Genomic DNA, 13,200 nt, shown 5'->3' with positions numbered 1-13,200 from the left:
GAGGCGCCGCTCGCGCCCGGCCGGGGCGACGACGGCGGGGCCGGGGCGAGGTGGTGGGGGCCGGGCGAGGCGGTGGGCGCGGGTCAGGACCGTCGGCCGAAGAACTCGACCTCGGCGACGGCCAGCCGCCGCCCGGAGCCCGCCCCATAGGTCGTGTCCACGGTGAGCCGGGCCCGTACGACCTCGGAGCCGCGCAGGTCGAAGGTCTGCTGGCCGGGCTGGTCCTTCACCCTGATCGCCTTGCTGACCTGGTCGCCGTCGGCGGAGGTGAGCAGGACGGTGATCCGGGCCGGGCGCGCCTGGGTGAGGAACTCGTCCATCTTCGTGGACGTGCCGGAGAAGACGACCAGCTTCAGCACCCGGACCGGCTGGTCGAAGTCGCACTCCAGGTACTGCCCCACGCCGGTGTCGGGTCCCGCCGCCGCGGGCGCCCAGTAACGGTTGTTGAAGCCGTCGAACGCGGCGCCCGCCGGATGCCCGGGGGCCCGGCTGGAGGCCCTGAACCGGGTGGGCGGCACCGCCTCCGGCGTCCCGGTCTCGTCCTTGGCGAGGCCGAGCCAGCTGGACAGGTGCGGCAGGGCGAACCAGACGCCGCACGCCACCAGGACCAGCGCGAGCGGCAGCGCCAGGCCGGGGCGGCGCCACAGCCGGCGCTTCGGCCGGGTGCCGGCGACGGGAGCCCGGCGCGGTCGCCTTCGCAGGATCCGGCGCCACCAGGGCGGCCGGACCTCGGGCGGCGGCCCAGGGTCCAGCAGCAGGGCGCAGCGGACGCACAGGGTGCGGTCCGGGGCGTTCTCCGTACGGCAGTTGGGGCAGCGTACGGGCGCGGCGGGCGGCGGCCCCGGGGATACGGGGGCGGGCCCGGGCGGGACGTCGGGGAACGCCTCGGGCCCCGGCACGGGCGCGTCCGGCTCGTCCCCGGGTCGCCGCGGCGCGGCCGTGGCGACGGGCGGGACGGACGGTGACGTGGGAGGTGGTGCGGACGGTGACGTGGGAGGTGGTGCGGGTGGTGGTGTGTGAGGTGGTGCGGACGGCGAGGGCGGGGCCTGTGGGACCGGCAGGACCGGTGGGGCCTGTGGGACCGGTGGCGGCGGTATCGGCTCCGGCGTGGGCCGAGGCCGAGACATGCGCTGGGGCTGAGGTTGCGGCTGAGGGATGGGCTGCGGCTGCGGCTGCGGCTGCGGGCGAGGCTGCGGAGCAGCCCCCGTCCCGGAAGCGGAAGGACCCTCACCGCCCGCGCCCCCGGAACCCGCACCGCCCGTGCCCGCCGAACCACCCGCGCCGCCGGCCCCCGAGCCACCCTCCCACTCCAGAAACGCCTGGCACGACGTGCAGAACTGGGCGCCCGGCGGGTTGTTCTGGCCGCACGTCTCGCAGATCACGACACCTCCAGGTCGAAGCCGACGTGCGCCGGTATCTCCGTGCGGATCAGCTCCTCCAGCCGTACCCGGTCGACCAGTTCCGGGCGTTCGGCCCGGAGCCGTACCGTCACCCAGGGCCGGGGGCCGCCCGGGAACCGGGTGTGCGGGGTCGACGACCAGGCGGTGCCGCCGCTCTCGACGATGTCCGGTTCGATCCCGGTCTCCAGGAGCACCGCCTCCGCCAGCCCGCGCCGGGTGCCCCGGCGGCTGTGCCGCTCGACCGCGCCCAGCACCGCCGCGCGCCGCCGCTCGACCGGGTGGTCCTCATGGGGTTCGACGGCGACCCACTGGGCCAGCCAGGACAGGAAGTCCTCCGGGGCGCTGCGCGCATCGAGGTGGGCGGGCAGGTTGTCGATGGCCAGCAGGACCGGGGCCAGCACCTCGTCGAGGGCGGCGAGGAACCGCCGCAGGAAGTCCTGTTCCAGGTAGACGGCCGGGAGCTGGTCGATCAGCGGGTGCGGGGTCGGCAGGCCGGTCACGGCGGTGCGCACGGGGTCAGCCCTCCTGTACCCGGAGCTGGTGCTCGTAGCTGAAGACCAGCGCGTGCCGGTCCAGGGCGATCTTGGCGGTGGGTTCGCCGCGCTGTCCGGTCACCGGGTCGGCGGGGAAGAGGCGGACGTCCTCCACCAGGTCCACCCCCGCCACCTGCTGCAGCACGGCGAACGCCTCGCCCGACTGGATCGGCCGCCCGAACGGCCAGCCGTCGCCGCCCGGCCCGCCGCTGAGCGGGTTGAAGTAGCGGTAGAGGGCGGCCAGCGCCTCCTCCCGCACCCGTTCCGGCGCCGCGCCCCTGCGGGCCTGGACCGAGGCGACCACGGTGACCCCCTGGTAGTAGGGCGGCTCGACCACCAGCCGGGCCCCGATCGGCCGCCGCTCGTCCAGATGGCCCGCGATCAGGGCCAGGGTGTGCTGGGGCGGGATCAGCTCGTCGAACCGGATGCGGCCCTGCTCGTCGCTGCGCCCGGCCGGTACGACGAGCAGCCGCACCCCGCCCGCCTCCACGTCCGAGTCGCCGCCGGCCGGGACGCACTGCACCCGGGAAGCGTCGGGGGCGACCTCCCGCGCCAGCAGCTCGTAGTCGTGCGGGACGACGGCCCGGTGCAGGGTCCGCAGGGTCATCGGGCCGCGCACCCGGGCGCTCTCCACCGTCTCGCCGTCGACACCGCCGAGCGCGGGGCGCCGGTTCTCCACCCGGGCCACGTACGGGATGGCGCCGCGCAGCACCCGGAGCGTGGAGCGGGCGACATTGCCGCGCAGGCCGCCGCCGGTGCGGTACGCGCGCACGCGCACGGCGGCGCCCTTCGGCGGGACCGCCCCGTAGTAGCGGATGGACCCGTCCCGTTCCCGCACCGCCGGGCCGAACTCCACCCGGCCCGAGTTGGGGTCGAGGGTGATGTGCCGGTCGTCGGGGCCGGAGTGCGCGAAGTCGTCGACGCGGGTCCACTCCGTGCCGTGCGGGCCGCCCGCCGGATCGGACACCTCGACGACGAAGTCGCCGGGCACGACCGGCGGGCGGCTCACCGCGAAGGTCTGCCCCGGCACGCCCTCGGCCGTGCCCAGCACCTCGTCGGTCACGGTCTCGGCGTGCTCCGCGCCGACGGTCGCGCCGATGGTGAACGCGGTGACCCCGCGCAGCACCGGCGGCGCCATGTAGGTGGGCTGGCCGGGGGCGGCCTCCACCAGCCGGCAGCGCAGCCAGCCGCCGGTCCGGCGCACCACGACGGCCGGGGTGTGGCCCTCCGGGAGGTGCAGGATCAGCTCCCCGGACTTGTTGAAGCCGCCGGTGTCGTCCTTCTCGACCTCGCAGGCCGTCCAGGCGGCGCCGTCCCACGCCTCCCAGAGCAGCGGCGGGCGCAGCGGGTCGACGCCGACGCCCTCGACCGCGCAGTCCAGACGGAGGACGACGACGCCCGCCGGGACGGCCGCCGACAGGCCCAGATAGAGGGCGTCGCCAGGCGTGGGAGCGGGGCCGAAACAGGGGACGGCCCGGCCCAGCGCGAGCTCCTCGGTGCGGTCGGCGGCGTCGCCGGACGCCGGCCAGGTCGCCAGGTGCGCGAACTCGCAGGGCGTGACGACCAGTTCGCGGGTGGTCGTGAACACCACCGCTTCCTCGGTCTCGGTGCGCACGGTCGCGACCTCCGTGCCGGCCCGTACCCGCACCGGTTCGGGACGGGGCGCGGAGAGCCGGAAGGTCACCTCGGTGCGGGCGGCGGTGGGCGGGTGCAGCCGCACCCCGATCAGGTCGAGGAAGGTCAGGTAGTTCTTCTCCGGTACCCGGTTCACCCGGTAGACGAGCTGGTCGACCATGGTCGCGAACGCCTCGATGAGGGTCACTCCGGGGTCGGACACGTTGTGGTCGGTCCACTCGGGGCAGCGTTGCTGGACGAGCCGCTTCGCCTCGTCGACCAGGCCCTGGAAGCGGCGGTCGTCCAGATGCGGACTGGGCAGCGTCACGCGCCGTCCACCTCCTCCGCCTCCAGACGCGGGCTGGACAGCGTCACCGGCCGTCCACCTCCTCCGGATGCGGACCGGACAGCGTCATCACGCGCCGTCCACCTCCTCGTGCGCCGGGATCACATAGAACGGGAAGACCAGGTTCCGGGGGTCGTTGGCGCCGCGCACGGTGTAACCGATGTCGATGTACAGCACCCCTTCGTCGGCCTCGTCGAAGCGGACGACGACCTCCGTCACCTCGATCCGGGGCTCCCAGCGGTCCAGCGCCAGGCGCACCTCGTACGCGAGCTGCCCGGCCGTGCCGGCGTCCGCCGGGGCGAACACGTAGTCGTTGACGGCGCAGCCGAACTCCGGGCGCATGGGGCGCTCGCCCGGCGAGGTCGAGAGGATCAGCCGGATCGACTCCTCCAGTTCGTGCTCGCCGCGCACCAGGGCGATGGACCCGGTGGCGTCGGTGCGCGGCGGGAACGCCCAGCCCGCGCCGATGAACTGCTGGCCCATGCCGATCAGCCCCCGATCAGCACGGTCGGGCAGCCGGACACGACGGGCGCGCCGCAGCCCGCCAAATCCCCGACCCGGGCGGCGGGCCGCCCGCCGATCAGCACCGTGGTGCTGCCGGGCGGCACGATCGCGGACGGCGGGTGCACGGCGGGCGGCGGCGCGGCGCACAGGTGCGGGGTGCCGACCGTGGCCGCGGGCAGCCCGCCGATGAGCACGGAGGGGACGCCGGGCGGCCCGACCGTGCCCGGGTGCCCGGTGGGGTCGCCGACCCGTGCGGCTGCCGCCGCGCCTGCTGCCATGGCAGTCCGTTCCTCTCGCTCGTCCCGTCAATTGATCTTCACCAGGGGCGCGTTGATGGACAGCGAGCCGCCGCCCCTGATGTCGGTGCGCTGTGTTCCGTCGACGGCGACCTGCGCGCCGCGGACGTTCACCGTGCCGCCGGCGGAGAGGTCGACCCCGCCGTTGCCGCCGTCCACCCGGACTCCGCCCCGGGAGGTCAACGTGACGCTGTCGCCGCTGAGTTCGACGGTCCCCCGGCCGCCGTCCAGCCGGACGCCGTGTTCCGCCCTGATGGACACCTGCTGCTTGGCCTCGATGGTCACGCCGCCGTCGCTGTTGATCACGATGACGGTGCCCCTGCGGTCGAGGTCGATCTTCAGCTTGCCGTCGCCGGTCAGCAGGCGTACGCCCTGCGGCCCGTCCGCGCCGTCCAGGATCTCCAGCTGGTTGCCGCTCTTGGAGGCGACCGAGCGGCGGTTGACGGCCCCGCTGGTCGGGTCGACGAGCGGAGTCCCGCCGGAGGAGCCGGATCCGGCGCCCGGGGCCCCGCCGGAGGTCCCGGAGGAGCCCGAGGTCCCGGAGGTCCCCGCTCCGGCTCCGGACGTGTCCGGGGCCCCGCCCGCCGCCGCGCCTCCCGGCCCGCCGCCACCGCCGGCGCCCCCGGGCCCGCCCGCGCCGCCGGCCCCGCCGCCGCTCCCGGCCCCGCTGCCCTGCGACGGCCGGTCCTTCCCGTTGTAGAGACCGGCGAGGACGTACGGCCGGTCCAGCAGCCCGTGCTCGAACCCGACCAGCACCTCGTCCCCCACCTCGGGGATGAACGCCTCGCCGCCGCTGGTCCCGCCGGACTGCGCCGTACGTGCCCAGTCGCTCGCGTACTCGTCCGACAGCCAGGGGAACCGCACCTTCACCCGGCCCGAGCCCTCCGGGTCCTGGGTGTCCGTGACCGTCGCGTTGACCAGCCCCGCGCAGCGCGACCCGGCCCCGGGATCCGCCCCGGACCCGCCGGAACCCGGACCGCCGCCGGTCAGCCCGAACAGCGACCGCTCCTGCTGCCCGGAGACCGTGAGCCAGGTCTCGTACCCGCGCACCGGGTCGAAGACGTGCCGGGACGAGGTGACCGTGTACCGCCCCTCGAACGGCGCGCCCACCGCGTTGAGCGCCACCGCGCTGCCCGCCCGCACCTCCGGGTTGCCCCGGATCACCGCCTCCAGCTCCGCGAACGACCCGGCGATCCGCTCCGCCAGCGCCTTCGCCGCCTGGTCCACCTGGGCCTGCGTCCCGTACGCCGCGTCCGTGACCACGAAGCGCGCCTCGCCGAACGGCGCGGTCACGTCCGCCGCGCTCACCCCCAGCTCCAGCGTCGCCGACTTCCCGGCGGGCGCCCGCCCGACGAGCGGCTGCTTGGTGGTGACGTCCCAGCCGCGCACCTCGACCTCGGAGACCTGCTCGGCGGACGACACCCCGGCCCGGCAGCGCAGCAGATTGCCGCCCATCTCCAGAACCAGCGGGTCGCGGTCGGCCCGCGCGGAGGCGTCGGGCGCGCCGCTCGCCTCCGCGGGCCGGGTGACGTGCAGCCGCCCGTCCCGTACGTACACCTGGGCGCCCGCCTCCCGGGCCAGCGAGCCGACGAACTCCCAGTCGGTGACGTTGGGCTGGGCGACGTGCGCGAGGACGGGCCCGGCCACGTCCACGTCCCCCGGTTTCAGCCCGGCGCGCTGGGCGACCTGGGCGCAGACGTCGGCGAGCGTCATGTTCTGGTAGCTGGCCACCCGCCGCCCCCGGAACAGCCGGTGCGACTCGTCGAGCCCGCGCACGACGGTGAAGGTGCCGGTCTCGTCGAGTTCCACCTCCAGGGCGGTGACCACCCCCTTCAGCAGCGGCTTCGGGACCGTGTCGCCGCCCGCGCGGGCCAGCAGCCGGGCCTCGGTGCCGATCTTCAGCCCGGCCTGTTCCAGCAGCACCCGGTCCGGGTCCCGGAAGCGCAGCAGGAACAGGTCGGGGAGCGTACGGCTGTCGTCGACGTACCCCTCGACCAGCGTGTTCACGAACTTCGGCGGCAGCGGACGGCCCCCGAACTCCACCACCAGCGCGGTCGAGACACCCGGCTGCGCCATCAGGACCGCCCCCCGCCCCGTTCCCGTTCCTCCTCCAGGCGCTTCAGCTCGTCCAGCGCGGGGAGCAGCAGCTGCCGTCCCGGAGCCAGCCGCATCGGGTCGTCGATGCCGTTCGCCTCCGCGATCACCCGCCAGGCGGCCGGGTCCCCGTACTCGCGCTGGGCCAGCGACGGCAGCGAGTCGCCCGCGCCGAGCCGGTGGACCCGGCGGGCCGCGAGGGCGCCCGAGGTCGGGTTCTGCCCCGGCGTCTCGCCGCTGATCTCCTCCATCGTCACCTGGCAGACGGCCCGGATCGGCACGCCCGACGTGGTGAACAGGGTGTACTTCGCCTGTACTTGGCTGACGTATCCGGGGAACCCGGTCAGCCCGCCCCAGTGGAACACCACCCACGGCGGCGACGAACGCTGCTGCTGGCGCGTCTCGTTCGTCGGCACACAGCACGCGAAGAGCTGCTCCACCGCCGTCACCACCCGGGTGTCGTGGGTGTCGCCCGCGTCGAAGAACATCTCGACGGTGAGCTTGCTGGGCTGCGAGCCCTGGTACTCGGGCGGGCCCGAACTCTTGGCGCCCTTGGCCGGACTCCGTTTCCAGGAGGCGGCCTTGGTGAGGCTCAGCTCCTTGGGGTTGAACTGGAAGTCGATCCGCCCGCAGGGCGCGCCGGGGGTGAGCCCGCCCCCGGAGGGCGGGGTGCGCAGCTCCAGGTAGGCGTGTTCCAGCTTGGGCCGGGCCGAGCCTCCGCCGCCTGCCCGCGCGGCGGTCGACGCCCCGGACGTGCCGGCGGCGCTGAACGCGATGGGACCCGCACCGCTCACGGTTCTCAGCCCTCCATCACATAGCCGTGGTGGGCGATCTCGATCGTCTCCATCGCGACCTTGGGCGACTCCGGGGAGAAGGAGGGCCCGGTCCACCGGACCGGCACCACCTCCAGCAGCCCCCACTGGGCCACCTTCTGCCCGTCCCCGGTCCGCGCCTCGATGTGCGCGGTCTTGCGGGTGAACCCGGTCGTCATGGCGGCGAACCAGCGGGCGACCTTCTCGGTCTCCTTCGTCAGCGGCCTGGAGAGCTTGACGTTGGAGTACTTCAGCCGGGTCGGCAGCTGCCACACATGCCCGTTGTTCCCGCCCTCCTCCCGCGTCTCCAGCACGACTTCGCAGCCCAGCCCGTCGCAGGTGTTGAACGAGCCCAGTTCGATGTCGTCGATGGTGACGACGAAGCAGACGCTGACGGCGGGGTCGTCGTTCGGGGCGGTGGCCATGGCACGTACCTCTCAATTCCCTGTGGCGCGGCCGCTGTTCGCCGCCGCTCGTCCGTCTCGCGGGTCGCCGTCGGTCGTTTGCGCCGAGTCGTGTCGGTTCCGTGGGGTGGTGATCGGTCGTGGTCGGTTCCGTTCGTCGTGTCTCGTCTCCTGCGCCTCGCTGTACGTGCCGCCGGTCCCCGTCCCCTCCCCCCCGGCCCGCCCGTCAGCGTCGGGTGTTGATGAGGAATCCGGCCCGTTCGCGTTCGAGTCGCAGATCCGCCTTGAAGAGCCTGCTGAGCGGCGGATACAGGGCGCGGACCAGTTCGTCGGTGACGACGGGCGGCGCCCCGGCGGCCGGGGCGTGGGCTCCCGGCGGGTCGGAGCCGCCGGGAGCGGCGCCGGGCGGGTCGGGGCCGGGCTCCGGGCCGGGCTCCTGGGGCGGGTCCGGAGGCGGCGGATCCGGAGGCGGCGGATCCGAGGAAGGCGGGTCCGGGGGAGGCGGGTCCGGAGGGGGTGGTTCCTCGCTCGCCGTCTCGCGCTGGACGACCGGCGCCGAGTACGCGGACGGCGGCGGCCCGAACACCACGCTGCCGTCCGCCATCCGCTGGGCCACCCCCGCCGCCACGGCGACGGAACCCGCCGTGGTGAACGTGTCGCCGGAGGACGCCGGGAAGGCGGTACGGGCGCCGGGGCCCGGCACCGAACGCGGCACCGGCGGCCCGCCGGCCGTCTGGCGCTGCACCCAGGACTGCGCCGACGGAAGCGACCCCGGCACGTTCCCGGGCACGCCTCCCGGCGGCCCCGCGCGCTGCACCGGCGCCACGGCCGGGAGGGCCGCCGGAGCCACCGTCGCCGTCCGCGCCGGTCCGCCCTCCCCGGCGGACGTCCAGCGCACCGGTACGGCCGCCTCCGGCCCCGGCACACCGGTCGCCGTCCCGAGGCCGCCGGCCCCGGACGCGTCGGGCGCGCCGGAACGCTGGACGGCCGGGGCGGGCCCGCCGGGGGTACCGCCCCGGCCGGCGTACGGCGCCAGCGGCCTGTCGGCCAGCAGCGGCGCGAGCGGGCCGGCGGCACCGGCCGGGGCCAGGGGCGCGCCGGCGGACGGGTCGGCCTGGCGCTGCACCGCCGTACCGGACGCCGGAACGGGGTCCGCCGCCGGAGCCGGGAGCAGCGGATCGTCGCCCAGCAGCGGGGCCGTGGCCTCCCCGGGCCCGGGGAACGGCGGCGACGTCTCCGGGCCCGAGGGGGCCCCGGCACCGCCGGATTCGGTGGCCGCCCCGGGGACGCCGTCGAAGCCGCCGGAGCCGTCTGAGCCGTCCGAGCCGTCAAAACCACCGGAACCACCGGAACCACCGGAACCGCCGGAACCGCCGACGTCCTCCGCGCTCCGGGCGACGGGTGTCCGGGAGGAGCCGGTCTCCACCCCGGCGTCCGTGGCGGCGGGCCGGCGCTGCGCGGTCGGCGGCAGCCCCGGCAGCGGCGCGCCCAGCCCGGGCGCGCGCCGGGGCCGGTCCACGGCCGGGCCCGTCACCGAACGCTGTACGGGCGGCGGCCCGGACGGGGACACGGCCCCGGCCCCGGACTCCGGCGCGGACGCGGCGGCGACCGGCTGCCCGGAAGCCGCCCCGTGACCGTCCGACGCGGCCGCGAACGACTGCTCGCCCACCAGACGACGCACCGGCAGCCGGGCCGCGCTCTCGTCCCCGGCGGACGTCATCGCCGCCGGCCGCCCGGCCATGGCCCGCTGCACGCCGACGGACCCGAGCACCGGCACGCCGACGGAGACGGCCGCGACCGGCGCCGAGGCCCCGCCCCGGACCGGCAACCCCGCCGAGACCGCTCCCGGCACCGCGCCCGACGCCTCGCCCGGCGCGCCCGCCGACCGCTGCACGGCGGCGGCTCCCCGCTCCGCCGGAGCCGGGGCGGTGACCCCGTGCACGAGCCCCATGGGCGCGTCCGGGCTGACCAGATGGCCCAGCGGCGTACCGAGCGCGACGTCCCGCCGGGTGGAGAGCGACCCCTGGAACCCGGTCGGATCCACGACCAGCTCCTGGGCCGCCACGGTCCTTTGGAGCGGCGGGAGTTCGCTCAGGTCCACGCGCTCACGCGGGGCGGTGAACGGGACGACGTCTCCCCCGCCACCCCCCGGACTCCTCGCTCCGGCCCCGACGGCGGGACCTCCCGCGCCGGTCGGCGCGCCGCTCTCCGCGCGGCCGCCGCCGAGCAGCCGGGAGCCGCCGTCGCGCAGCCAGGACATCAGGCCCATGAACTCTTCGCCCCTCCCCCGCGCTCCTCGCTACCGCCCGTTGAGACGGGCGACCTGCTCGACGAACCTCAGACGTTCCGGATGTTCCAGATCCAGCAGCTCGTCGAGCGGCCAGTGGAAGTGGTAGGCCAGGTACGCGACTTCCTCGTACAGCAGGTCGGTCGCGTACGTCACGATTCCCCCAGGCGGCCACCGGCGAGGTTCACCGCGAACTCCTCCTGGCAGGCCGGGCAGGTGACGGCGGCGCGGGTGTGCCCCTCGGCGTTGATCCGCCGGTAGAAGTCCTGGAGGAACGCCAGGTCGGAGGCGAAGAGGTCCTCGATGACGCCGGGGTGGACGTCGTCGATCGTGCCGATCCGGGTGACCACCCGGGCGATGAGCACGACCGAGAGATACGCGGAGTTCTCGCGCACCCGGTCGTCCCGCAGCGGTACGAGTTCGTCGCGTGCCGTGGCCAGCCGCATGACTCCGGTGCGGTGCACGACGCCCGCGTCGTCGACGTACCCGCGCGGCAGCTCGAAGGCGAACTCGGTGCGCAGGGTGTCCCGTCGGCCGCCACCGTGACCGCTGCCGTTGCCACCGCCACTCCCGTGGCCGCCGCCGTGGCCGGTCGCGGCCCGTTCCGGGCCGTCCCCGCCCGCGCCGGACCCGGACGCGGACAGGGAAGCGGGAGCGGGCCCGGGTGCGGGAGCCGGCGCCGTACGCCGCAGCATCATCAGTCGACTTCCATGCTCTCGTAGGTGATCGCGAGCTTCTCCGTCAGCACCGAGGTGTCCCCGGCCTTGAGGGTGCCGATCTCCAGGGACTTCGGCCAGGCGTTGATGAGCTTGTAGCGCTTGATGGCGACGCCCTCGTGGTCGTACACGATGACCGCGCCGTTGCGCCGGGCCGTCGGCATCCGGCCGAACCGGGAGTCCTTGATCCACCGTTCGAAGCTGTTGTCCTCGGTGAGGCCCCGGGTCACGGTCACCTCGCCGGCCTTCGGGCGGCCGGGGAGCTTCTTGATGGCGTAGCGGCCGTCGGCGGTGTTCTGCTTCAGCTCGATGACGTCCTGCTCCATCTTCAGACCACTGACCTCGGTGATCTGCTTGATGACGACGCTGTCGAATTCGAGGCCGAACGACGCGCCGACGGTGCTGTCGAGATCGGGAAGTGGCACAACAGGCTCCTTTTCCGCTCTTGCCGCTCTTGCCGCTCTTGCCGTTCCTGCCGTTCCTGCCGTTCCTGCCGTTCCTGCCGTTCCTACGGCTCATACCTGACGCCTGACGCACCTGACGCGCCCCGTGCGCGCGGGCCGACGGTCATGGACCGGGCCGGGTCATTCGTCGACGCCGCCGCTGCCCTCGCTCAGCTGCGAGAGCCGGAAGACGACGAACTCGGCGGGCCTGACCGGCGCCACTCCGATCTCGCAGACGACCTGGCCCGCGTCGATGCTCTCCGGCGGGTTGGTCTCGCGGTCGCACTTGACGTAGAACGCCTCCTCCGGGGTGAGCCCGAAGAGCGCCCCCCTGCGCCACTCGTTGACCAGGAACGCCGAGACGGTGCGCCGGATGCGGGCCCACAGGGCGTCGTCGTTCGGCTCGAAGACGACCCACTGGGTACCGGCGAGGATCGACTCCTCCAGGTAGTTGAAGAGACGCCGGACGTTCAGATAGCGCCAGGCCGGGTCGGAGGCGAGGGTGCGCGCGCCCCAGATCCGGATGCCGCGGCCGGGGAACGACCGGACGCAGTTCACCCCGATCGGGTTCAGCTGGTCGTGCTCCCCCTTGGTCAGCTGCGTCTGGAGCGCGACCGCTCCCCGTACGACCTCGTTGGCGGGGGCCTTGTGCACCCCGCGCGTGTCGTCGTTGCGCGCCCACACCCCGGCGATGTGGCCGCTCGGCGGCACCAGCCGGGACCGCCCGGAGGACGCGTCGGCGACCGAGATCCACGGGTAGTAGAGCGTGGCGTACTTGGAGTCGAAGTTGGCCCGGTCGCCGCGCCAGGCCCGGACCTGCTGCGGGGAGAGCCCGGGCGGCGGATCGAGGATCGCGACCCGGTCGCCCATCAGCTCGCAGTGGGTGATCAGCCCCTGCTGCACGGCGATGACCGACTCCAGGTCCAGCAGCCCGCGCTCGTACGCGCTCATCAGATCCGGCACCGCGACCGTGGTGACCTCCTCCACGGCCTCCAGACCGCCCAGCCCGGTGCGGCGGTCCGGATCGCCGACGTACACCTCGGGGGTCAGCGCCCCGCTGCCGGCCGGCGCGGGCGCGGCGGGGGCCAGGACCACGCTCTGCGGCTCGGGGACGGCGGGGGCGGCGCCGCGCCCCGGCTCCCGTATCTCGATGAGCTCCGAGGCGGCGTTGACCCGGGTGGCGACGTTCTCCTTGCTGCGCTTGGTCGTGACGTTCGGGTACGTCTCCACGACCTGCCCGTCCCGCTTCACGAGCAGCCGGAACACATCGGAGGGCGGGTCGTCGCCCTCCGCCTCCGCGACCTCCACGGTGATCTCGCCGACCACGCCGGGGCGCGGCTTCACGGCGTACGGCCCGAGCCGCGACTCCGAACCCGGCGGCAGCGCCCCGGCGGCCGGCGCCTCGTCCGCGTCCTCCGGAGCCGGCTCGGTGCCGTCGCCGACGCGCACCACATAGCAGACGCCGCCGCCGTTGGCGAAGAACCCGTGGACGGCGGTGGCCAGATACGCGCCGTCGAGGAAGTCACCGAACGTCGCCGTGAACTGGCTCCAGTTGGTGATCAGCGTCGGCTCGTCGAACGGGCCCTTCCGCGCGAAGCCGACGAAGGCGGCGACCGAGGTGCCCACCCCTTCGATCGGCCGGGACCCGGACTCGATCTCCTCGACGTAGACGCCCGGGGACAGGTACGACGGCATATGAGCTTCTCCTTGGCCGGGGAACGCCCGCCATTCTGGTGACAGCCGCGATCACC

General features: G+C 74.9%; 13 protein-coding genes. All 13 read right to left on the bottom strand.

All coding sequences use genetic code 11. The features are described from left to right. Nucleotides 1-83: 83 nt before the first annotated feature. The 13 genes from WA762_RS02870 to WA762_RS02810 all read right to left on the bottom strand — a co-directional run bounded on the left by WA762_RS02870 (nucleotide 84) and on the right by WA762_RS02810 (nucleotide 13,144). On the bottom strand, nucleotides 84-899 hold the full coding sequence (locus tag WA762_RS02870) for a discoidin domain-containing protein (protein WP_335932627.1): 816 nt from the start codon (nucleotides 897-899) through the stop codon (nucleotides 84-86). 479 nt (nucleotides 900-1,378) lie between these two features. Continuing rightward, nucleotides 1,379-1,912, bottom strand: coding sequence for a phage tail protein (locus WA762_RS02865; protein WP_335932626.1), 534 nt, complete (start codon nucleotides 1,910-1,912; stop codon nucleotides 1,379-1,381). Between the two features lie 4 nt (nucleotides 1,913-1,916). Continuing rightward, entirely contained in the window at nucleotides 1,917-3,875 is a 1,959-nt protein-coding gene (locus WA762_RS02860) for a putative baseplate assembly protein (RefSeq protein ID WP_335932625.1), read from the bottom strand. A gap of 87 nt (nucleotides 3,876-3,962) precedes the next feature. Then, complete coding sequence (locus tag WA762_RS02855) at nucleotides 3,963-4,376, bottom strand: GPW/gp25 family protein (protein ID WP_335932624.1); 414 nt, start codon at nucleotides 4,374-4,376, stop codon at nucleotides 3,963-3,965. 5 nt (nucleotides 4,377-4,381) lie between these two features. Next, nucleotides 4,382-4,675, bottom strand: a complete 294-nt coding sequence (locus tag WA762_RS02850; RefSeq protein WP_335932623.1) for a PAAR domain-containing protein — start codon at nucleotides 4,673-4,675, stop codon at nucleotides 4,382-4,384. A gap of 27 nt (nucleotides 4,676-4,702) precedes the next feature. Beyond that, nucleotides 4,703-6,769 (bottom strand): VgrG-related protein, encoded by a 2,067-nt coding sequence (locus tag WA762_RS02845; RefSeq protein ID WP_335932622.1) that lies wholly within the window; start codon nucleotides 6,767-6,769, stop codon nucleotides 4,703-4,705. Next, on the bottom strand, nucleotides 6,769-7,581 hold the full coding sequence (locus tag WA762_RS02840; RefSeq protein ID WP_443080498.1) for a CIS tube protein: 813 nt from the start codon (nucleotides 7,579-7,581) through the stop codon (nucleotides 6,769-6,771). Before WA762_RS02840 ends, WA762_RS02845 begins: the two co-directional genes overlap by 1 nt. Nucleotides 7,582-7,586: 5 nt before the next feature. Next, nucleotides 7,587-8,024, bottom strand: a complete 438-nt coding sequence (locus WA762_RS02835; RefSeq protein WP_335932621.1) for a phage tail protein — start codon at nucleotides 8,022-8,024, stop codon at nucleotides 7,587-7,589. 205 nt (nucleotides 8,025-8,229) lie between these two features. Further along, nucleotides 8,230-10,272: a hypothetical protein gene (locus WA762_RS02830; RefSeq protein WP_335932620.1), complete on the bottom strand. Its 2,043-nt coding sequence runs from the start codon at nucleotides 10,270-10,272 to the stop codon at nucleotides 8,230-8,232. Between the two features lie 30 nt (nucleotides 10,273-10,302). Continuing rightward, nucleotides 10,303-10,446, bottom strand: coding sequence for a DUF6760 family protein (locus WA762_RS02825; RefSeq protein ID WP_335932619.1), 144 nt, complete (start codon nucleotides 10,444-10,446; stop codon nucleotides 10,303-10,305). Next, on the bottom strand, nucleotides 10,443-10,985 hold the full coding sequence (locus tag WA762_RS02820; RefSeq protein ID WP_443080502.1) for a hypothetical protein: 543 nt from the start codon (nucleotides 10,983-10,985) through the stop codon (nucleotides 10,443-10,445). The genes WA762_RS02825 and WA762_RS02820 overlap by 4 nt, the downstream gene beginning before the upstream one ends. Nucleotides 10,986-10,987: 2 nt before the next feature. Further along, nucleotides 10,988-11,431, bottom strand: coding sequence for a phage tail protein (locus tag WA762_RS02815; RefSeq protein ID WP_335932618.1), 444 nt, complete (start codon nucleotides 11,429-11,431; stop codon nucleotides 10,988-10,990). Nucleotides 11,432-11,590: 159 nt separating this feature from the next. Continuing rightward, the gene (locus WA762_RS02810) at nucleotides 11,591-13,144 is read right to left on the bottom strand and encodes a phage tail sheath family protein (protein WP_335932617.1); all 1,554 of its coding nucleotides are present in this window, start codon (nucleotides 13,142-13,144) and stop codon (nucleotides 11,591-11,593) included. Nucleotides 13,145-13,200: the final 56 nt, after the last annotated feature.

The sequence above is a fragment of the Streptomyces tyrfis genome (assembly GCF_037034285.1).
GTDB lineage: Bacteria > Actinomycetota > Actinomycetes > Streptomycetales > Streptomycetaceae > Streptomyces.
This window is presented reverse-complemented; position numbering and strand designations above follow the sequence as displayed.

Excerpts from the sequence above, each read along its gene's own strand:
- WA762_RS02855 (WP_335932624.1), bottom strand. The coding sequence starts at position 4,376 with ATGGGCCAGCAGTTCATCGGCGCGGGCTGGGCGTTCCCGCCGCGCACC.
- WA762_RS02835 (WP_335932621.1), bottom strand. The coding sequence starts at position 8,024 with ATGGCCACCGCCCCGAACGACGACCCCGCCGTCAGCGTCTGCTTCGTC.
- WA762_RS02810 (WP_335932617.1), bottom strand. The coding sequence starts at position 13,144 with ATGCCGTCGTACCTGTCCCCGGGCGTCTACGTCGAGGAGATCGAGTCC.
- WA762_RS02830 (WP_335932620.1), bottom strand. The coding sequence starts at position 10,272 with ATGGGCCTGATGTCCTGGCTGCGCGACGGCGGCTCCCGGCTGCTCGGC.
- WA762_RS02845 (WP_335932622.1), bottom strand. The coding sequence starts at position 6,769 with ATGGCGCAGCCGGGTGTCTCGACCGCGCTGGTGGTGGAGTTCGGGGGC.
- WA762_RS02820 (WP_443080502.1), bottom strand. The coding sequence starts at position 10,985 with ATGCTGCGGCGTACGGCGCCGGCTCCCGCACCCGGGCCCGCTCCCGCT.
- WA762_RS02850 (WP_335932623.1), bottom strand. The coding sequence starts at position 4,675 with ATGGCAGCAGGCGCGGCGGCAGCCGCACGGGTCGGCGACCCCACCGGG.